The 18,736-nt window shown below is 65.8% G+C and carries 15 protein-coding genes and 1 other RNA gene; 5 read left to right on the plus strand and 11 right to left on the minus strand.

Annotated features, from left to right (window positions below):
• Both ccoO and ccoN read right to left on the minus strand, forming a co-directional pair.
• A complete protein-coding gene (ccoO, locus tag DDZ14_RS11095) occupies nt 1-726 on the minus strand; it encodes a cytochrome-c oxidase, cbb3-type subunit II (protein WP_109425043.1) in 726 nt (241 codons plus the stop codon).
• An 11-nt stretch (nt 727-737) separates the two neighbouring features.
• Nucleotides 738-2,339 carry a cytochrome-c oxidase, cbb3-type subunit I gene (gene ccoN, locus DDZ14_RS11100; RefSeq protein ID WP_109425044.1) on the minus strand — a complete coding sequence of 534 codons (1,602 nt, stop codon included), beginning with the start codon at nt 2,337-2,339 and terminating at the stop codon, nt 738-740.
• A gap of 204 nt (nt 2,340-2,543) precedes the next feature.
• On the opposite strand from ccoN, the gene DDZ14_RS11105 reads away from it, so the two are divergent.
• Nucleotides 2,544-3,383, plus strand: a complete 840-nt coding sequence (locus DDZ14_RS11105; protein WP_109425045.1) for a universal stress protein — start codon at nt 2,544-2,546, stop codon at nt 3,381-3,383.
• A 339-nt stretch (nt 3,384-3,722) separates the two neighbouring features.
• Here the strand turns inward: DDZ14_RS11105 and fnrL are convergent, their stop codons facing one another.
• Nucleotides 3,723-4,463 carry a transcriptional regulator FnrL gene (gene fnrL, locus DDZ14_RS11110; protein ID WP_109425046.1) on the minus strand — a complete coding sequence of 247 codons (741 nt, stop codon included), beginning with the start codon at nt 4,461-4,463 and terminating at the stop codon, nt 3,723-3,725.
• A 61-nt stretch (nt 4,464-4,524) separates the two neighbouring features.
• Here fnrL and hemN point away from each other — a divergent pair, with 61 nt between their 5' ends.
• Nucleotides 4,525-5,880 (plus strand): oxygen-independent coproporphyrinogen III oxidase, encoded by a 1,356-nt coding sequence (hemN, locus tag DDZ14_RS11115; RefSeq protein ID WP_109425047.1) that lies wholly within the window; start codon nt 4,525-4,527, stop codon nt 5,878-5,880.
• An 11-nt stretch (nt 5,881-5,891) separates the two neighbouring features.
• On the opposite strand, the gene DDZ14_RS11120 is transcribed toward hemN, so the two are convergent.
• The 5 genes from DDZ14_RS11120 to DDZ14_RS11140 all read right to left on the minus strand — a co-directional run bounded on the left by DDZ14_RS11120 (nt 5,892) and on the right by DDZ14_RS11140 (nt 12,868).
• A complete protein-coding gene (locus tag DDZ14_RS11120; RefSeq protein WP_109425048.1) occupies nt 5,892-7,517 on the minus strand; it encodes an ABC transporter ATP-binding protein in 1,626 nt (541 codons plus the stop codon).
• Complete coding sequence (locus DDZ14_RS11125; protein ID WP_109425049.1) at nt 7,514-8,626, minus strand: ABC transporter permease; 1,113 nt, start codon at nt 8,624-8,626, stop codon at nt 7,514-7,516. The genes DDZ14_RS11120 and DDZ14_RS11125 overlap by 4 nt, the downstream gene beginning before the upstream one ends.
• Nucleotides 8,623-9,714, minus strand: coding sequence for a microcin C ABC transporter permease YejB (locus DDZ14_RS11130; protein ID WP_109425050.1), 1,092 nt, complete (start codon nt 9,712-9,714; stop codon nt 8,623-8,625). The genes DDZ14_RS11125 and DDZ14_RS11130 overlap by 4 nt, the downstream gene beginning before the upstream one ends.
• A 4-nt stretch (nt 9,715-9,718) precedes the next feature.
• Entirely contained in the window at nt 9,719-11,605 is a 1,887-nt protein-coding gene (locus DDZ14_RS11135; RefSeq protein WP_369914913.1) for an extracellular solute-binding protein, read from the minus strand.
• Between the two features lie 207 nt (nt 11,606-11,812).
• Nucleotides 11,813-12,868: a cytochrome c family protein gene (locus tag DDZ14_RS11140; protein WP_109425052.1), complete on the minus strand. Its 1,056-nt coding sequence runs from the start codon at nt 12,866-12,868 to the stop codon at nt 11,813-11,815.
• Nucleotides 12,869-13,008: 140 nt separating this feature from the next.
• On the opposite strand from DDZ14_RS11140, the gene DDZ14_RS11145 reads away from it, so the two are divergent.
• Complete coding sequence (locus DDZ14_RS11145; RefSeq protein WP_109425053.1) at nt 13,009-13,842, plus strand: prephenate dehydratase; 834 nt, start codon at nt 13,009-13,011, stop codon at nt 13,840-13,842.
• 6 nt (nt 13,843-13,848) lie between these two features.
• Here the strand turns inward: DDZ14_RS11145 and DDZ14_RS11150 are convergent, their stop codons facing one another.
• Nucleotides 13,849-14,325, minus strand: coding sequence for an SRPBCC family protein (locus DDZ14_RS11150; protein WP_109425054.1), 477 nt, complete (start codon nt 14,323-14,325; stop codon nt 13,849-13,851).
• A 39-nt stretch (nt 14,326-14,364) separates the two neighbouring features.
• Nucleotides 14,365-15,327 (minus strand): NAD(+) diphosphatase, encoded by a 963-nt coding sequence (gene nudC, locus DDZ14_RS11155; RefSeq protein WP_109425055.1) that lies wholly within the window; start codon nt 15,325-15,327, stop codon nt 14,365-14,367.
• 144 nt (nt 15,328-15,471) lie between these two features.
• Between nudC and DDZ14_RS11160 the strand changes: the two genes are divergently transcribed.
• Nucleotides 15,472-17,382 carry a bifunctional 2',3'-cyclic-nucleotide 2'-phosphodiesterase/3'-nucleotidase gene (locus DDZ14_RS11160; protein ID WP_109425056.1) on the plus strand — a complete coding sequence of 637 codons (1,911 nt, stop codon included), beginning with the start codon at nt 15,472-15,474 and terminating at the stop codon, nt 17,380-17,382.
• Nucleotides 17,383-17,386: 4 nt separating this feature from the next.
• On the opposite strand, the gene DDZ14_RS11165 is transcribed toward DDZ14_RS11160, so the two are convergent.
• Nucleotides 17,387-18,262: an alpha/beta fold hydrolase gene (locus DDZ14_RS11165; protein WP_109425057.1), complete on the minus strand. Its 876-nt coding sequence runs from the start codon at nt 18,260-18,262 to the stop codon at nt 17,387-17,389.
• Nucleotides 18,263-18,438: 176 nt separating this feature from the next.
• Between DDZ14_RS11165 and ffs the strand changes: the two genes are divergently transcribed.
• Nucleotides 18,439-18,537: signal recognition particle sRNA small type (gene ffs / locus DDZ14_RS11170), an RNA gene on the plus strand.
• Nucleotides 18,538-18,736 lie beyond the last annotated feature (199 nt).

Consider the following 18,736-nt stretch of genomic DNA (forward strand, 5'->3'; position numbering starts at 1 on the left):
TCAGCGACTGTCGACGGGCTGGAAGGTCGAGAAATCGACCAGCGTGCCCAGCATCTGGAGATAGGCGATCAAGGCGTCCATCTCGGTCAGTGCGGCCTGTCCGTCGAAATTGCCGACAACGGCGCCCGGATAACGTTCCAGCAGCCCGTCGGTATCGGCATCGGGATCGGCCTGGGCGCGGAAGTCGGCCTGAGCCACTCCCAGCATCTCGTCGGTATAGGGCACGCCCACCATGCGGTTGGTGCGCAGAACGTCGGCGATATGCTCGCCTTCGATCTTCCGGTTCAGCAGGAAGCCGTATTTCGGCATGACCGACTCCGGCACCACAGATTGCGGGTCGATCAGGTGATCGACATGCCACTCGTCCGAATAGCGCCCGCCCACGCGGGCCAGGTCCGGCCCGGTCCGCTTGGAGCCCCATTGGAAAGGATGGTCGTACATCGATTCCGCGGCGAGGCTGTAATGGCCGTAGCGTTCGACCTCGTCGCGCATAGGGCGGATCATCTGGCTGTGGCAGACATAGCAGCCCTCGCGGACGTAGATGTTGCGCCCGGCCATCTCCAGCGGCGAGTAGGGACGCATGCCCTTCACCTTCTCGATGGTGTTCTCCAGATAGAAGAGCGGGGCGATTTCCACGATGCCACCGATCGTGACAACCAGGAAGCTGAGCACCAGAAGAAGCGTCGCGTTCTTCTCGATGACCTTGTGTTTGCCGAGAATGGACATCCGTTTCTCCTTTACTCAGCCGGTGCCGCAACCGGCGCCGCCGCTTTGGCGGGCGTCGATGTGACGGTCTTCCAGAGGTTGACGCACATGATCAGCGCACCGGCGATGAAGAGCACCCCGCCCAGCGCGCGGACGACATACATCGGAAACTTCGCGCCCACGGTGTCGGCGAAGGCGTTGACCAGGAAGCCCTGGCTGTCGACCTCGCGCCACATCAGGCCCTCCATGATGCCGGTGACCCACATCGACGCGGCGTAGAGCACGATACCGATGGTGGCGAGCCAGAAGTGCCAGCTGACCATCGAGAGCGAGTAGAGCCGCTCGCGGTTCCACAGCTTGGGCACCAGGAAGTAGAGCGCGCCGAAGGTGATCATGCCGTTCCAGCCCAGCGCACCGGAATGCACGTGGCCGATGGTCCAGTCGGTGTAGTGGCTCAGCGAGTTCACCGCGCGGATCGACATCATCGGGCCCTCGAAGGTGGACATGCCGTAGAAGCCGACCGAGACCACCATCATTCGGATGATCGGGTCGGTGCGCAGCTTGTCCCAGGCGCCCGAGAGCGTCATCAGCCCGTTGATCATGCCGCCCCAGGAGGGCATCCAGAGCACGACCGAGAACACCATGCCCAGCGTCGAGGCCCAGTCGGGCAATGCGGTGTAGTGCAGGTGGTGCGGGCCGGCCCAGATATAGAGGAAGATCAGCGCCCAGAAGTGAACGATCGACAGTTTGTAGCTGAAGACCGGACGCTCGGCCTGTTTAGGAACGAAATAGTACATCATGCCCAGGAACCCGGCGGTCAGGAAGAAGCCCACCGCGTTATGGCCGTACCACCATTGCGTCATCGCGTCCTGTACGCCGGCGAAGACCTGCACCGACTTGGAGCCGAAGATGCTGACCGGGATGCTGAGGTTGTTGACCACATGCAGCATCGCGATGGTGACGATGAACGAGAGGTAGAACCAGTTCGCGACGTAGATATGCGGCTCCTTGCGCTTGATGAGCGTGCCCAGGAACACCGCCAGATAGGCCACCCAGACGATGGTAAGCCACCAGTCCACGTACCATTCCGGCTCGGCGTATTCCTTGGATTGCGTGGCGCCCAGCAGATAGCCCGTCGCGGCCAGCACGATCACGAGCTGGTAGCCCCAGAAGACGAACCATGCCAGGTTGCCGCCCCAGAGCCGCGCCGCGCTGGTGCGCTGCACGACGTAGAAGGACGTTGCGATCAGCGCGTTGCCGCCGAAGGCGAAAATCACCGCGCTGGTGTGCAGCGGACGCAGCCGGCCGAAGTTCAGATAGCCCTGCGCCCACTCGAAATTGAGCTGCGGAAAGGCAAGCTGGAATGCGATGAAGGTGCCCGCCAGAAACCCGACGACGCCCCAGGCCGCCGTGGCGATCACGCCATAGCGGATGACGCCGTCCATGTATCCGATTTCCGTTGCGGCCGGTTTCGGCTCATCCGTCCTGCGGAGAATCCACAGGAACAGACCGCCCGCCACCAGCATGATGGTCAGGGCATTGACCAAATATGCCAGATCGCGGGCGTAGTTGGCCGCGATTGCCGCCAGAAGGGCAATCACCGCCAACAGAGCGAGTTTGAGATAATCCCACATCGCGCGTCCTCTCGTTCTACAGTTCACACATGGCCGAATCGCGCCGGCACATGCAGTCTTTTCTTGCGGCGAACCTGAACCTAGGCCCGCGACCTGACCTTGATCCATGTCAAAACCGCGGGGGCGTCTCTTTGACCCACATCAAGGACGCGCGCCGCGGCCGGTGCATAGGCTGCCTTAACTCAAACTCGAGGAGCTTGGAGAATGGCGTTCAAGACAATTCTGACTGTGACGCTCGGGGATGCGGTGGACACGGACGCGCTCGATGCCGCCGTAGCGCTGACGCGTCGCGAGGAAGGACATCTCGATATCCTGTGCCTCGGCGTCGACCGGGTCCAGGTCGGGTATTATTTCGACACCGCCTCGCCGGCGTTGCTGGAGCAGGGCATCTCGCAGGCCCGCGAGGTCGCGCATGCCGCCAAGGCCAAGATCGAGGAGCGGCTGGAGGGCGAGGATATCGCCTGGTCGGTTCGCGCCGCGGTGGTGCAGATCGGCGCGATTGCCGAGGTCGTGGGCCGCACGGCGCGCTATTGCGATCTCGTGGTGCTGCCCAAGCCATATGGCAAGGAGGACGGCGAGACCGAGGCTGCGGCTGTGCTGGAGGCTTCGCTCTTCGAGGGGCGTGCCCCGGTTCTGGTCGTGCCCGGCGCGTTGGCGGGTGAGATCGGGCGCAAGGTCGTTGTGGGCTGGAACGAAAGCACCGAGTCGCTGGCTGCGGTGCGCGCGGCGCTGCCGGTGCTACAGGCTGCCGACTCGGTCGACGTGGCCATTATCGACCCCGAGGCCCATGCCGCCGATCGCAGCGACCCCGGCGCCGACCTTTGCCGGATGCTGTCGCGTCACGGCGTGGCGGTCGAAGCCTCGGTCCTGGCCAAGACCATGCCGCGCGTCTGCGACGTGCTGATGCGGCATGCGACGGACGAGGAAGCTGACCTGATCGTCATGGGGGCCTATGGCCATTCGCGCTTCCGCGAGGCGATCCTGGGCGGCGCGACCCGCGACATGCTGGCCGATGCGACCGTCCCGGTGCTGATGGCGCACTAGAGCGGTCTTTCTTCGCTCCGCCCCATATGGCCTTGCGCGGAGCCTCGTCCGTTGCCCCTGCGGAGAAACAGGGCCGCAACCCGCCGCGTGTTCGCCATCCCGCCCGGACGGGCTGGCGATGGGGTGACGTATGCGCAAAGCCTCGATCCAGGTTGGATGGGGCGGGATAAGGCGCGCCGCTGACATTCCGGTTCGCCATCCCGCCAGGTGGTTTTCGCGCGGCTCTTCGCAAACCTGCCAACGCCCGCAAGGGCCATCGTCACCGCTTCGGTTTCGGTATTCCGGGACGCGGTCGAGACCCGGCGCATGGGCAGGGCAGTCCGCCAGGCTGTGCCCCGTTCAGGACAGCACGCCGCCGTCGGTGTCGTCGCCCGTCTCGACCAGGAGGCGCTGGAAATCCGGCACCGTCACATGGCGATTGCCCTCGATCTGAATCACCCCGTCGCGCTTGAGCGCCGATATCTGGCGGCTCACTGTTTCCAGCGTCAGCCCCAGGTAATCGGCCATCGCCTCGCGCGTCAGCGGCAGGTCGTAGACTATGCACCCATTGGCCACCTTCATGTGTAGGCTGGCATCCCGGCGCCCGATTATTGCCAGCAGGCTCGCGATTTTCTCGCGCGCGGTCTTGCGGCCTAGGATAAGCATCCATTCGCGCGCGGCATCGAGCTCGTCCAGAGTTATTTCCAGCAGGCGCTGGCCGATCGACGGGGTCGAGGTGAGCAGTTCCTCGAAGGGCTTGCGGCGAAAACAGCACAGCGTGATCTTCGACATCGCCACCACGTCATAGGGCGCGACACTGCGACCGGGACGGCCCAGGAAGTCGCTGGGCAGCAGCAGCCCGACCATCTGGCGGCGCCCGTCCTCCATCGTGTGGCTAAGCGTGGCGATCCCGTCGACCACCGAGGCCACGAAGTCCATTTCGTCGCCGCCCCAGACGATGGTCCGGCCGGGCGCGAAATCGCGGTAGTACTTGATCCGGTCCAGGACATCGAGTTCCTGCGGCTCGCAGCGCGAGCAGACAGCACGATGACGGATCGGGCAATCGCCGCAATCCTTGGATCGCTCAGCCAGTTCGGCCATGGAGTCCCCAATTTGATCTTGATCAAGGATGATCTGCGCAACCGTGTCCAAGTTTAGGCGCATGAAACATGAATCGCAACTCGCCCGGCTGGGCCTCTTCGACGCCAAAGTGCCGCGGTATACGAGCTATCCCACGGCGCCCCATTTCTCGGCCGGGGTGGAAGGCGGGCATTTCAAGGGCTGGCTGGCCGCGGTGCCGGCGGGAAGTGCGGTATCGCTCTACCTGCATGTGCCATTCTGCCGCAGGTTGTGCTGGTTTTGCGCCTGCCGCACGCAGGGCGTGACGAACGAGTTGCCGGTACGGCTCTATCTGGAGACGCTGAAGAAGGAGGTTGCGGAGGTGCGCGCGGGGTTGCCGGACGACGTGCGCCTGAGCCGCCTGCACTGGGGCGGCGGTACGCCCACCATCCTGTCGTCGGAAATGATTGCGGATCTGGCCGGTACGGTCGCCGAGCATTTTCCGCTGGGCGAGTCGGCGGAGTTCTCGGTGGAGATCGACCCCAACGAGATCGACGCGCCGCGGCTCGATGCGCTGGCCGCCGCCGGGATGAACCGCGCCTCGATCGGGGTGCAGGATTTCGATCCGGAGATCCAGAAGGTCATCGGCCGAGAGCAGAGTTTCGAGATCACGCGCGACGCGGTGACGGAGTTGCGCGCCCGCGGGATACGCAGCCTCAACACCGACATCCTGTTCGGTCTGCCCTACCAGACCAACGCCCGAATCACCGAGAGCACCACCAAGCTCCTGGAACTGGAGCCGGATCGCGTGGCGCTTTACGGCTACGCCCATGTACCCTGGATGGCGCGCCGCCAGACGCTGATCCCGGCGCCCGCGCTGCCCTCGCCCGAGGCGCGGTTGCACCTCTTCGAGACGGCGCGCCGGCTCTTCGCCTGGGCGGGTTATCAGGAGATCGGCATCGACCATTTCGCGCGGCCGGGCGACGGGCTGGAGACGGCGCAGAAGGACGGCACGCTGCGGCGAAATTTCCAGGGCTATACCGACGATCAGGCGCGGGTACTGATCGGGCTCGGCGCCTCGTCGATTTCCCGCTTCCCCCAAGGCTACGCGCAGAACGCGCCCAAGACGTCGGAATATCAGGCGCGGGTGCGGGCCGGGGAATGTGCCACGACGCGCGGCCATGCCTTCCGCAGCGACGACGTGTTGCGCGGGCGGGTCATCGAGGCGCTGATGTGCCAGTTCCGCGCCGATCTGGACGCACTGGAGGCCGAATGCTGCGCCGCGCCTGGAAGTCTCGACGCGGTCGCCCGGACCGCGCTGGAGAAATTCCCCGGTGCGCTGGAAATGCCGGGAAGGGCGCTCGAAATACCGGTGGAGGGGCGGCCGCTGACGCGAATGATCGCGCGCTGCTTCGATGCCTATGATATGGACGCGAGCGGCCATAGCTCCGCGATCTGAAGCGGGGCGCGTCAGCCCGCCGCGGCGGGTTCCACCACGGGCTTGAGGTCGAAGGCCGCGGCCATCAGCGCGCGCGTGTAGACGGTCTGCGGCGCGTCGAAGATCGCGGCGCTCTGGCCGGCCTCGACGATGTCGCCCTCCTTCATGACGATCACCTTGTGCGCAAGGGCGCGGACCACGCGCAGATCGTGACTGATGAAGAGATAGGCCAGCCCGTATTTCCGCTGAAGCCGGCGCAGCAGATCGACGATCTGCACCTGCACTGTCATGTCGAGCGCCGATGTGGGCTCGTCGAGGACCAGCAGCCGGGGACGCAGGATCATGGCGCGGGCGATCGCGATCCGCTGCCGCTGCCCGCCGGAGAATTCATGAGGATACCGGTCCATCATGTCGGCGCGCAGTCCGACCTCCTCCAGCACTTCGGCGACCAGTTCACGGCGGTCGCGGTCCGGGTCGATGTTGTGGACGGTCAGCCCCTCGGCCACGATCTGGCCCACTGACATGCGCGGCGAGAGCGAGCCGAACGGATCCTGGAACACGATCTGCATGTCGCGCCGCAGGCGGCGCAGCTCCTTCGATTTCCAGCCCTGGATATTCTGCCCGGCATAGCGGATCGCGCCTTCCGAGGAGATCAGCCGCATGATGGCCAGCGCCAATGTGGTCTTGCCGGACCCGCTCTCGCCGACGATGCCCAGCGTCTCGCCCTCGCGCACATCGATGCTGGCGGCGTTCACCGCCTTGATATGGCCGACCACCCGGCGCAGGAAACCGCGATGGATCGGGAACCAGACCCGCAGATCCTCGGTGCGCACGACCTGCTGCGCGGTGTCCGGAACAGTGTCGGGTTTTCCCGACGGCTCCGCCCCGAGAAGTTTGCGCGTATAGGCGTGCTGCGGACTGTCGAAAATCTCGGCCGTGGGGCCGGATTCCACGATCTCGCCATCCTTCATCACGCAGACCCTGTCGGCGATGCGCCGCACGATGCCCAGGTCATGCGTGATGAAGAGCAGGCTCATGTTCTCGGCGCGCTTCAGCTCCGCCAGAAGTTCGAGGATCTGCGCCTGGATGGTGACGTCGAGCGCGGTCGTCGGCTCGTCGGCGATCAGCAGATGCGGCCCGTTGGCCAGCGCCATCGCGATCATAACGCGCTGCCGCTGCCCGCCCGAGAGCTGGTGCGGGTAGGATTTCAGCCGCGTCTCCGGCTCGTGGATGCCGACCTTTTCCAGAAGCTCCATGATGCGCCGCCGCGCCGCCGCGCCGCGCAGCCCCTGGTGCAACTCGATGCTCTCGCCGATCTGCTTTTCCAGCGTGTGCAGCGGATTGAGCGAGGTCATCGGCTCCTGGAAGATGAAGCTGATATCGTTGCCGCGGACCTGTCTGAGCCGTTCGCGCGGGGCGCCGATCATCTGCGCGCCCTCATAGGTGACCGAGCCCGACACCTGCGCGCTGGCTGGCAGCAGCGCCACGGTGGAGAGCGCCGTCACCGACTTGCCGGAGCCGCTCTCGCCCACCAGCGCCACCGTTTCGCCCCGCCGCACGGTGAAGCTGACGCTGCGCACGGCATGGGTCTCCTCGCCGTCCTGGTTGAAGGTGACGGCCAGGTCGCGCACGTCGAGAACCGTGTCCGCTTGGCTCATTGGAAGGTCTTTCTGGGATCGAACGCGTCGCGCACGCCTTCGAAGATGAACACCAGCAGCGACAGCATGATCGCGAAGGTGAAGAAGGCGGTGAAGCCCAGCCAGGGCGCCTGGAGGTTCTGCTTGGCCTGGAGCGTCAACTCGCCCAGCGACGGCGCCGAGGAAGGCAGCCCGAAGCCCAGGAAGTCCAGCGTGGCCAGCAGCCCGATCGTGCCGGTCACGATGAAGGGCAGCATGGTCAGCGTGGCGACCATCGCGTTGGGCAGGACGTGGCGGAACATGATGACGCGGTTCGACACGCCCAGTGCGCGGGCGGCGCGGACATATTCGAAATTGCGCGCGCGCAGGAACTCCGCGCGCACGACGCCCACCAGCGCAGTCCATCCGAAAAGCGCGGTCAGAAAGACCAGCAGCCAGAATCCACGCTCGACGATCGCGAAAACGATGATGATGACGTAAAGCTGCGGCGTGGCGCCCCAGATCTCGATCAGGCGCTGGAAGACGAGATCCAGCCAGCCGCCGAAGAAACCCTGCACCGCCCCCGCCGCGATCCCCACCAGCGAGGTGACGAGCGTGACCACCAGCGTGAAAAAGATCGAAAGGCGGAAGCCGTAGATCACGCGCGCCAGCACGTCGCGGGCGGTGTCATCGGTGCCCAGCCAGTGATTGGCATCCGGTGCCGAGGGCGCGGGGCCCGCGAGGTCGCTGGCCACGGTGTTGAAGGAATAGGGGATCGGCGGCCAGAGCAGCCAGCCCTTCTCGATCTCCGCGCCGTTCACCATGCCGTCCGCGGCATCCGCGATCAACCCTTCGGGGTCGTCGAAGCAGGATTCCAGCCCTCCAGTGACGATCAGGCATTCGACCTCGGGATCGGTGTAATATGCTTCAGTCTTGAAATCCCCGCCAAACGCCGTCTCGGGATAGAACTGGAAGATCGGCATCCGCCACTCGCCCCGGTAATTCACCAGGATCGGCTTGTCATTGGCCAGGAACTCGGCAAAGAGCGACAGCCCGAAAAGCAGGCAGAACAGAACCAGCGACCAGGAGGCGCGGCGGTTCTTGCGGAAATTCCGCAGGCGGCGTCGGTTGAGGGGGCTCAGCTCGATCATGTCTCGCGGCTTTCGAAGTCGATGCGCGGGTCGATCCAGACATACATCAGGTCCGAAAAGAGCCCGACGACCAGGCCCATCAGCCCGAAGATGTAGAGCGTACCGAAGACCACCGGATAGTCGCGCGCGACGGCGGCCTCGTAGCCAAGCCTCCCCAGCCCGTCGAGCGAGAAGATCGTCTCGATGATCAGCGAGCCGCCGAAGAAGACGCCCACGAAGACCGCCGGGAAGCCCGCGATCACGATCAGCATCGCGTTTCGGAAGACATGGGCATAGAGCACGCGGCGTTCCGCCAGCCCCTTGGCGCGGGCAGTCATCACGTATTGCTTCTTGACCTCGTCGAGGAAGCTGTTCTTGGTCAGGAGCGTCAGCGTCGCGAAGGCCGAAATGGTGGAGGCGATGACCGGCAGTGTGATGTGCCAGAAGTAGTCCGCGATCTTGCCCAGCAGCGACAGGTCCGCCCACTCGTCGGAGACGAGGCCGCGCAGCGGGAAAATCTTCCAGTAGGATCCGCCGGCGAAGAGGACCAGCAGGAGGATCGCGAAGAGAAAGCCGGGGATCGCGTAGCCCACGATGATCGCGCCGCTGGTCCAGGTGTCGAAGCGCGAGCCGTCATTCACCGCCTTGCGGATACCCAGGGGGATCGAGATCAGATAGGCGATCAGCGTCGACCAGAGCCCCAGCGAGATCGATACCGGCATCTTCTCCAGCACCAGGTCGATGACCGAGATGGAGCGGAAATAGCTTTCCCCGAAATCGAAGCGCAGATAGCCCCAGATCAAGTTGAGGAACCGCTCCAGCGGCGGCTTGTCGAAGCCGAACTGCACCTCCAGTTCGGCGATGAACTCCGGCGGCAGGCCGCGCGCGCCCAAATAGCCGCTGTCGCCATTGCCGCCCATGTCCATCGCCCCGGCCTCGTTGCCGCCGCCGGCGATGTTCTGGAAGACGTCGCCCTGGCCCTCCATCTGCGCGATGATCTGTTCGATCGGCCCGCCGGGGACGAACTGCACCAGGGTGAAGTTGATGATCATGATGCCCAGCAGAGTGGGGATCATCAGCAGCAGTCGTCTCAGAATATAGGCGCCCATCGGTTCAGAGCGCCCCCGCGGCCTTGAGCCTGGCGGCCGTCTCGGCGTTGAACCACCAGAAATCCAGATGCCCCAGCGCGAAAGGCGGCAACGGGTCGGGATGCTCGTACATGTCGTAATAGGCGACAGTGTGCACGTCCTTGAACCATTGCGGCACCCACAAGCGTTCGGCGCGCAGCACCCGGTCGAGCGCGCGCACCGCGGTGGTCAGCTCGTCGCGGCTCTCGGCGGATTTGACGACCTCGATCAGCCTGTCCACCGCCTTGGAACAGTAGCCGGCCTTGTTGAAAATGGACGTGTCCTTGCTCTCGCAGCCGAAATACTGCTCCAGCGAGCCGCCGGGCGTGCGGTCCATCGGGAAGTTTCCGACGATCATGTCGAAGTCGAAATCGCGCTCGCGGCGGGTCATCTGGGCGTTGTCGATGCGGTTGTGCCGCGCGTCAATGCCCAGCCGGCGCATGTTTTGCACGAAGGGGTTGAGCACCCGGTCGAAGGTCTGGCTGTCGTTGAGAAGCTCGACCCGCAGCGTCCGGCCCTGCGCGTCGCGCCGCAAGCCGTCATCGCCGACGATCCAGCCTGCCTCGTCCAGCAGCTTTGATGCCTTGCGCAGGTTGCGCCGGTCCACCTGCCGGTCGGCGTTGGAGACCGGCGCCATCACCGCGGGTTCCGTCAGGACGCCTTCGGGCAGCATATCGGCCATCGGTTCCAGGATCGCCAACTCACCCTCGGTGGGCAGGCCGCTGGCCGCCATTTCGCTGTTTTCCCAGAAAGAATGGATGCGCGCATAGAGCCCGTAGAAGAGCGTCTTGTTGGACCATTCGAAATTGAACATCAGCCCGATCGCCTGACGCACGCGGGGGTCCTGCAATTGCGGGCGGCGCAGGTTCAGGATGAAGGCCTGACCCGGCGCCAGCGTGCCGTCGGGAAGCTCCCGTTTGACCACATGGCCGTTCTTGAGCGCCGGGAATTCGTAGCCCGTCGCCCAGGAGAGCGACGACGCCTCGTTGCGGAAGGTGTAGGTGCCGCCCTTGAACCCCTCGAAGGCGGAGTTGTAGTCGGCATAGTACTCGATGCGCAGCGCCTCGAAATTGTAGCGGCCCTGGTTGATCGGCAGATCCCAGCCCCAATAGTCGGGATTGCGGCGATAGGTGACGGACTGACCCACATCGACCTCGCCCAGGATATAGGGGCCGGAGCCCACGGCAGGGTTCATGCTGGAGGCCTCGAAATCGGCGCCGGAGCCTTCGAAATGCGCCTTGGAAAAGACCGGCAGCCCCCCCACGAGCAGCGGCAGGTCGCGTTTGGGCGCGTTCTCGGCGAAGGTAAATTTCACCCGGTCGGGGCTCAGCGCCTCGGCCTTGACGACCTGCTTGCGCAGCACGGCGCGGAAGCTGGGCAGACCCTTGTCGCGCAGCAGCTCATAGGAATAGACCACGTCCTCGGCCGTCACCCTGGTACCATCGGAAAACCGTGCCTCCGGGCGCAGGGTGAAGGTGATCCAGGACCGATCCTCGGGGTATTCCAACCCTTCGGCCAGCAGGCCATAGGCCGCATCGACCTCGTCGGCGGTGGTTTGCAGGAGCGACTCGAAGAAGATCGAGGCCAGCGCCGCCGCGCGGCCCTTGGTCGTGTAGGGGTTCATCGAGTCGAAGGAGCCGAAGGCCCAGACCGACATTTCCCCGCCCACGGGCGCGTCCGGATTGACATACTCGAGATGCGCGAAATCGGGCGGGTATTTCAGCTCCCCGAAGGCCGAGATGCCATGCGCGCGGATGATCCGCTCCCCAGCCTGCAGGCCGGCCGCTGTCACGGCGAAGGCGGCCAGAATGCAGGCCAGCCAAAGGAGCGCCGTGCCGAATACCGCCTTCTCCGGCTGACTGCGGGACAGCATGGCGACCCGCGTTCGGTGCTGCGTCATATCCGAATAGGCCTCCGCCCCGGGGTTCGTGTTTCCTGCCGCGCGCCAGCCTAGTGCGCGACGCGCGCCGGTTTCAAGACGCGATTGCGTCATTGACGCGGATATGGGGCGCGGGGGGCGGGAAGCAAAACGGCCGCCCCGCTCGGGGACGGCCGGTGCATGTCGCAAGCCCTCGAAGGATCAGTTCGACAGGCTTTCGATATAGGCGATGACATCGGCGCGGTCCTGCTCGTCGGAGAGGCCTGCGAAGCTCATCTTGTTGCCGGAGGCGAACTCGCGCGGGTTCTCCAGCCAGGCGCTCAGCTTCTCGGGCGTCCAGGCGCCCTCGACGCCGGAAAGCGCGTCGGAATAGCTGAAGCCCTCCACCGAGGCCACATCGCGGCCCACCACGCCAACCAGGTGCGGCCCGACGCGGTTCTGTTCCTTGTCGGCCACATGGCAGGCCTGGCACTTGCGGAAGACCTTCTTGCCGGCATCCGGGTCGCCGTTCGCCACCATCGCGGCGAAACCCGAAGCCTCGCCCGCCGCGGCGGGCTCTTCCTCCGCTGCGTCCTCGGCCGCGGCGGCTTCCTGCTCGGCCGGTTCTTCGGATGCGGTTTCCTCCGCAGCGGGCTCCTCCGCCGCAGGCTCCTCAGCAGCAGGCTCGTCAGTGGCGGTCTCCTTGGCGGCCGGTTCTTCGGCTGCCGCTTCCTGGGCCGGCTCCGGCGGCGTGTAGTCGGGCGAATTCTGGATCAGGAAGGCGACCATTGCGGCCTGGTCCTTCGGCTTGGAGAGGCCCGCGAAACCCATTTTGTTGCCCGGCGCATAGGCTTTGGGGTCTTCCAGCCAGGCGGCCAGTTCTTCCGGCGCCCAATTGCCTTCTACCCCGGCCAGGGCGCTCGAATAGTCGAAACCATCGACAGACGCGATATCGCGTCCCACCACGTTGTGCAGATGCGGGCCGGTGCCGTTGTCGCCGTCCTCAACGCTGTGGCAGGCTCGGCACTTGCCCCAGGCCTTCTCGCCATCGGCGGGATCGGCGCTGGCCAGAAGCTCCGCGAACTCGGGGCCTTCCTCGGCTTCCGCCGTGCCGCCCTCGTCCTCGCCGGTTTCAATCACATAGGCGGCATGTTCCTCGCCGCCATGTCCGCCACCCGTGTGATAGAGCGTCTCCGACAGCCAGTTGCCCAGCAGGAATACCAGGAGCGCGCCGCAGAAGCCGCCGGTGATCTTTGTCATCGTCATTGTGTCGAACATGGCCCGTTCTCTTCATTCTGTCGTGGGCAAGCCCACCTGTCCCGTTCGGGATGATGTATCGTCTTCCACTGCCATCATGCAAGGTGTAGAAGGCGCGACCATATGCCCGAAAGCCGAAAAGAACGGCGGAGTTGCGCCAGATGACCAGAAAGATAGCCTTCCAGGGAGAACCGGGAGCCTACTCGCACCAGGCCTGCCGAGATGCACGGCCGGACATGAAGGCCGTGCCCTGCAAGACCTTCGAGGACGTGATCGACATGGTCCGCGACGGTACGGCGGATCTGGCGATGCTGCCGGTGGAGAACTCCACCTATGGCCGGGTGGCCGACATCCACAGGCTGCTGCCGGAGTCCGGCCTGCACATCGTCGACGAAGCCTTCGTGAGGGTGCATATCAACCTGCTGGCGCTGCCCGGCGCGACGCTTGACGGTATCGACCGCGCGATCAGCCACACGGTGCTGCTGGGCCAGTGCCACAACTTCCTGCGTGAACACGGCATCCACCGCGTGACCGGCGCTGACACCGCCGGATCGGCCAAACTGGTCTCTGAGCAGGGCGACGCGACGCTGGGCGCGCTTGCCTCCGAACTGGCCGGCGAGATCTACGGGCTGAAGGTTCTGGCACGGCATATCGAGGATCAGTCGAACAACACCACGCGCTTCCTGATCATGTCGCGCGAGCCCGACTTCAGCCGTCGCGGCGATGACGGGATGATGACCTCCTTCGTCTTCCAGGTGCGCAACATTCCGGCCGCGCTCTACAAGGCAATGGGCGGTTTCGCCACCAATGGCGTGAATATGACAAAGCTGGAAAGCTACATGGTCGGCGGCTCGTTCAGCGCGACCCAGTTCTATGCCGATATCGAGGGTCATCCCGAGGACGCAAACGTGCGCCTCGCGCTGGAGGAGCTGGATTACTTCACCTCCGATGTCAGCATTCTCGGGGTCTATCCCGCCGACCCGCGTCGCCACTAGGCGCGGTCAGATCAGACCTTCGGCGCGGCGGAAGCGTGTCTCGATCTCGCGGCCAAATTTGGCGACCCGCCGCTTGAATCGCTTGCTCAGCGAACTTTTGGCCAGCCGCGCCGATTGCAGCATCAGCCGCGCGGAGATGGATTTGGGCTTGATATCCAGGTCGATGCCGATCCGAGTGCGCTTGCGCGACAGGCCGACAAGATCGACGATGAAGACCGCCGTGAACCCGTCCGAGACAGCGAGAAAGCGCATTGCGGTCGGCGACTCGTAATCCACGAGTTCAGCGTTGATGCGGCGTTGCTTGCCGCGGATCGACACGCGCGCGTCCCAGACCATGCCGACGCCTTGTTCGGCGAGTGTGTCGAGCCGGGTGATCTCCGCCCCGTTGCGCAGGCCGAACCGCTCGAAGGTCTCGAAATCGGACACCTGTCCGAAGACGAACTCTATCGGCGCTTCAACATCTTCATGTGTCGTGAATCTCATTGCCTGTCCGGATTGCCCCGCGTTTTCATGCTTTACGTGTCAATCGAGCCTGTCCGCAAGCCAGTTATGAAGCAGGAAATGGGCAATGGCCCCTTCGCGCGCCGGGCTGATATCGGGATGTGCGCCGGCGAAACACGCGGCCAGTTCCTCCCTGCCGACCCAGCGCGCGTCCTGCAATTCGGTTTCGTCCACGGTGATCTCGCGGCTGAGCGCGCGGCCGTGGCAGCCGATCATCAGCGAGCTGGGATAGGGCCAGGGCTGGCAGGCCAGATAATCCACCGGGCCGACCTCGATGCGGGTTTCCTCGGCCACCTCGCGTCGCACCGCGGCCTCGATGGTCTCGCCGGGTTCCATGAAGCCCGCGAGCAGCGAATACATCCGTTCCGGCCAGTGGTGCGAGCGGCCCAGCAGGACCGAATTGCCATGCGTCACGAGCATGATGACCACTGGATCGGTGCGCGGGAAATGCTGCCCGCCGCAGGACGGGCAATGGCGCTGCCAGCCGGCCTGGGCGGGTTCGGATCGGGCGCCGCAGCGCGAGCAGAAGCGGTGCGACCTGTGCCACATGAAAAGCGCGCGCGCGGTGGCGGCCAGTTCGGCATCCCGCGCGTCGAGCCGCGCCATCGCGCTGCGCAGTTCCGCGAAACACCAGGCCTCGGGCAGGGCCGGGTGGCGCTGCACCGACGGGTCGAAGAAGGCGCGAAGCTGGTCCTCGTCGACCTCCGCCGGTTCCCAGCGCGAAATGTCGCGGGCGAAACGCGGGCCGTCCGCGTCGCGCCCCAGGAAGATCGGCGCGTCATGGGCTTCGGCGAATACCGCGTGGTCCGGGGCCACCCAGCCCAGCGCCGCCTCTCCTGCGAGAAGCGGCTTGCCGCGCCAGACCGGCAGGGCGCGCGCCGCGGGATCGGCCAGCAGCGCGGCCTGTGTCACGGCGTCGCCGCGCAACTCTGCCGCGCGGTCGAATCCCGAGCCGCCGAATGTCACAGTCTCCGCCAGTCTCATGCTGCCTCCCGCGGGCCTCTTTGGCACGGCACCGGAAAATAGGCAAACCCTTGCTGACCCTTCCATACGCAGTTGTTACCTTGATAACAAAAGCCGGCGAATCAACCTCAGGATGTTTCAACACGCCGGCGCCGGAGGCACGTCATCGCGCAGAACCCCTTTCCAGACCAGGCTGGTCCCGGGCAGGTCCATCTCCGGATTCTGGAGACGACGGATCTGCATGCGCATATCCAGTCCTATGACTATTTCCGCGACCGCCCCTCGGACACGACCGGATTGGCCCGTGTCGCGACGCTGGTGAGCCGTGCGCGGGCCGAGGCGCCGAACGTGCTGCTGGTCGATGACGGGGATTTCCTGCAGGGCAACCCGATGGGCGATCTCGCGGTCGAGACGCAAGCCGTGGAACGCGGCGGCCTGCACCCGGTGATCGAGGCGATGAACGTGCTGGGCTTTGACGCAGCGACGCTGGGCAATCATGATTTCAACTACGGGTTGGATTTCCTTCTGGGCGCGATTTCTGGAGCCGATTTCCCTGTGGTCACCGCGAATGTCGCGCGCGGCAGGCTGGCCGCGGACCCCTGCGCGGACGACACGCTAATAGCGCCCTATGTGCTGCTCGACCGGCAGGTGACGGACGGGGCCGGGCAGCGCCACGACCTTCGCATCGGCTTCATCGGCTTTGTGCCGCCGCAGATCATGGCCTGGGACAACCGGTTCCTCGCCGGCCGCGTGGAGGCGCGTGACATCGTCGGCGCGGCGCGCGCCTGGGTGCCGAGGATGCGCAGGGCAGGGGCAGATATCGTCATTGCGCTCAGCCATTCGGGCATCGGCCCGGCGGAGCAACAGGAGGGGATGGAGAACGCCTCGGTTCCGCTCGCGCGGGTGCCGGGCATCGACGCGCTGATGACCGGCCACAGCCACCTGGTCTTTCCGGGCGAGGATTTCGCGGGTCTCGAAGCGGTGGACCATCGCGGCGGAACGATCGCCGGCAAGCCCGCGGTGATGGCGGGCCGCTGGGGCAGCCATCTGGGAGTGATGGACCTGCTGCTGACGCGCGAGGGCGGGGCCTGGCGCGTGGCAGGGCATCACGTCGAAACCCGTCCCATCGCCGGCCCTGCCGGGCCCGGCGAAAAGACCGCGCCGGTACCCGCCGCGCCCGAAGTGATCCGAGCCGTCGCGGCGGCGCATGATGCGACGCTGGTACATATCCGGCAACCCATCGGCCGGACCGAGGTGCCGCTGCACACCTATTTCGCGCTGATCGGCCCCTCCCGTGCCGTGGATCTGATCGCCGAGGCGCAGTTGCGTCACGCCGCGCGGGCGCTCGAAGGCTCGCCCCTGGCCGGTCTTCCGCTGCTGGCGGCGGCCTCGCCCTTCAAGGCGGGCGGGCGGGGCGGACCGGGGCATTTCATCGACATCCCGCCGGGGCCGCTCGTGATGCGGCATGTGGCCGATCTCTATCCCTATCCCAACACGCTCTGCGTGCTCAGGTTGGACGGCACGGCGCTGCGCCTCTGGCTGGAGCGGGCCGCCTCGATCTTCAACCATGTCATGCCGGGGCAATGCGACGTGCCGCTGATCAACCCCGAGATGCCCAGTTACGATTTCGACACGATCCGCGGCCTGACCTACGAGCTCGACCTGAGCAGCCCCGCGACCTTCGACGGGCGCGGTGGTCCACGCGGTGCCGAGGCCGGACGCATCCGAGCGCTGCGGTTGGGCGGACGGCCGCTCGACCCGGCGCAGGAGGTCCTGCTGGTCACCAACAGCTACCGCACTGGCGGCGGCGGAAGCTTTCCCGGCGTCGGGCCCGAGCGGATCGTCCACATGTCGCAAATGCCGATCCCCGACGTGATCCTGCGCCATCTGGCCGAGATCGGGCCGGTGCGCGGCCCCGCGCCGGAGGGCTGGCGATTCCGACCGGTCGCCGGGGCGAGTGCAGTGTTCGAAAGTGGTCCCGGCGCGCTGGCCTATCTGGATGCGCCTGAGGCGCCGCTGCTGGAACAGGCGGGCAGCACGGATGGCGGCTTCCTGCGCTTGCGTCTCAGGCTCTGAGGGGTCAATCCACCAGCGCCGGCCAGAGCGCGCGGGCGCGCGGCGCGAATGCGCCGATATGGCCGATCTGCGACAGGCCGAACTCGACGGGACGCAGCAAGCGCTCCTCGATCGCGGCGGCGGGATAGAGCGAGGCAAGGCGGTGCACCGCCGCCGGCGGCACCATCACGTCGTCCTCCAGAGCGACGATCCGCAGCGGTGCGGTGATCGCCTTCCAGTCCGGCACCGGAAGCCTGCGGCCGATGTCGCGGCGGTAGAAGCCGCGCCGTGTGCACCAGCGCCGCCACTGCCAGTAGACCCCGCTGGGCAAGTTCGGCCCCAGCCCGAAGATCCGTCCGGGAAGATAGCCCGCCAGCGCCACGGCCGCCGCGCCGGGCCCATACCAGAAGAGCGTCGCAAGCGCCCGGTAGGGCCAGGGATGATCGCGCAGATGCACCGGGCCGCTGGCCACGGTGATGATGCGCGCCAGCCGTCGCGCCTCGGCATGGAACGGCATCATGTACCCGCCCACCGAATGGCCGATGGCCCAGACCGGAACGCCCGGCACCAGCCGTTCCAGCGCCGCCTGCGCAGCCGGCTGGTCGCGCAGCCCCCAATCGGCCATGGTCGCGCGCGACCGGCGGGCGGACCCCTTGGCCGACGCGCCGACGCCGCGGTAGTCATAGGTCAGCACCGCCATGCCGCGGCTTCGGCAGAGCCATTCGGCGAAGGGCTTGTAGAAACTCTGCGGCACGCCTGTCGCCCCGTGCAGCACGACCGCGGCGCGCGGCGTGCCACCGGGATGGTGGAGCCGGCCGGTCAGTTCCGCGCCCTCGGCGGGGAAGATCTGTACCTGCCCGCGGGGCGGGGTGCGGGTGGCGGGTGTCTGCGTAACTGTCATATCGGGGCTCCGGCAGCGCAATCCGACAAGCGCCGCGCCGGGAGGAGGTGCGGCGTTCCAGAATTATGTGGCGCGTCAGCGCCGCGCTTTCAACTCCGCCGCAACGGCCGGCGGCGATTTTGCGGGCCCCTATCGCTGCGGGTTGCGAATCCGCGCCGCTTTGCCTAGATAAAGGGCGAGAGGTTGGCGCGGGCAGGCGCCTCGCCAACCCGGTCAGGTCCGGAAGGAAGCAGCCGTAACGAGCCCCGCTTGGGTCGTTGTCCAGCCTCTCACCCTTTCCCTTCATTCTCCAGCCCGGTTTGCGGGCGCATCCGCCGCGACGACCTGCAATCGAGGCGCCTTGGCGTGACGCAGGATGCCCGCACTGGTTGCGGACACTCCGGCAATTTGGCGGGCGCGTGTGCAAAAATCCCACGCTTTCGCCGTGACTTCGGAAAATCAGAAAGAGAAATTGCGAGACCGGCCAGAGGCTTA

Origin of the sequence: Maritimibacter sp. 55A14, from assembly GCF_003122205.1 — a bacterium.
In the GTDB taxonomy this organism is placed as follows: domain Bacteria; phylum Pseudomonadota; class Alphaproteobacteria; order Rhodobacterales; family Rhodobacteraceae; genus QEYE01.

Bases quoted from the DNA above. Each gene is read 5' to 3' on its own strand.
- ccoO (WP_109425043.1), bottom strand. From the start codon at position 726: ATGTCCATTCTCGGCAAACACAAGGTCATCGAGAAGAACGCGACGCTT.
- ccoN (WP_109425044.1), bottom strand. From the start codon at position 2,339: ATGTGGGATTATCTCAAACTCGCTCTGTTGGCGGTGATTGCCCTTCTG.
- DDZ14_RS11105 (WP_109425045.1), top strand. From the start codon at position 2,544: ATGGCGTTCAAGACAATTCTGACTGTGACGCTCGGGGATGCGGTGGAC.
- fnrL (WP_109425046.1), bottom strand. From the start codon at position 4,463: ATGGCCGAACTGGCTGAGCGATCCAAGGATTGCGGCGATTGCCCGATC.
- hemN (WP_109425047.1), top strand. From the start codon at position 4,525: ATGAAACATGAATCGCAACTCGCCCGGCTGGGCCTCTTCGACGCCAAA.
- DDZ14_RS11120 (WP_109425048.1), bottom strand. From the start codon at position 7,517: ATGAGCCAAGCGGACACGGTTCTCGACGTGCGCGACCTGGCCGTCACC.
- DDZ14_RS11125 (WP_109425049.1), bottom strand. From the start codon at position 8,626: ATGATCGAGCTGAGCCCCCTCAACCGACGCCGCCTGCGGAATTTCCGC.
- DDZ14_RS11130 (WP_109425050.1), bottom strand. From the start codon at position 9,714: ATGGGCGCCTATATTCTGAGACGACTGCTGCTGATGATCCCCACTCTG.
- DDZ14_RS11135 (WP_369914913.1), bottom strand. From the start codon at position 11,605: ATGCTGTCCCGCAGTCAGCCGGAGAAGGCGGTATTCGGCACGGCGCTC.
- DDZ14_RS11140 (WP_109425052.1), bottom strand. From the start codon at position 12,868: ATGTTCGACACAATGACGATGACAAAGATCACCGGCGGCTTCTGCGGC.
- DDZ14_RS11145 (WP_109425053.1), top strand. From the start codon at position 13,009: ATGACCAGAAAGATAGCCTTCCAGGGAGAACCGGGAGCCTACTCGCAC.
- DDZ14_RS11150 (WP_109425054.1), bottom strand. From the start codon at position 14,325: ATGAGATTCACGACACATGAAGATGTTGAAGCGCCGATAGAGTTCGTC.
- nudC (WP_109425055.1), bottom strand. From the start codon at position 15,327: ATGAGACTGGCGGAGACTGTGACATTCGGCGGCTCGGGATTCGACCGC.
- DDZ14_RS11165 (WP_109425057.1), bottom strand. From the start codon at position 18,262: ATGACAGTTACGCAGACACCCGCCACCCGCACCCCGCCCCGCGGGCAG.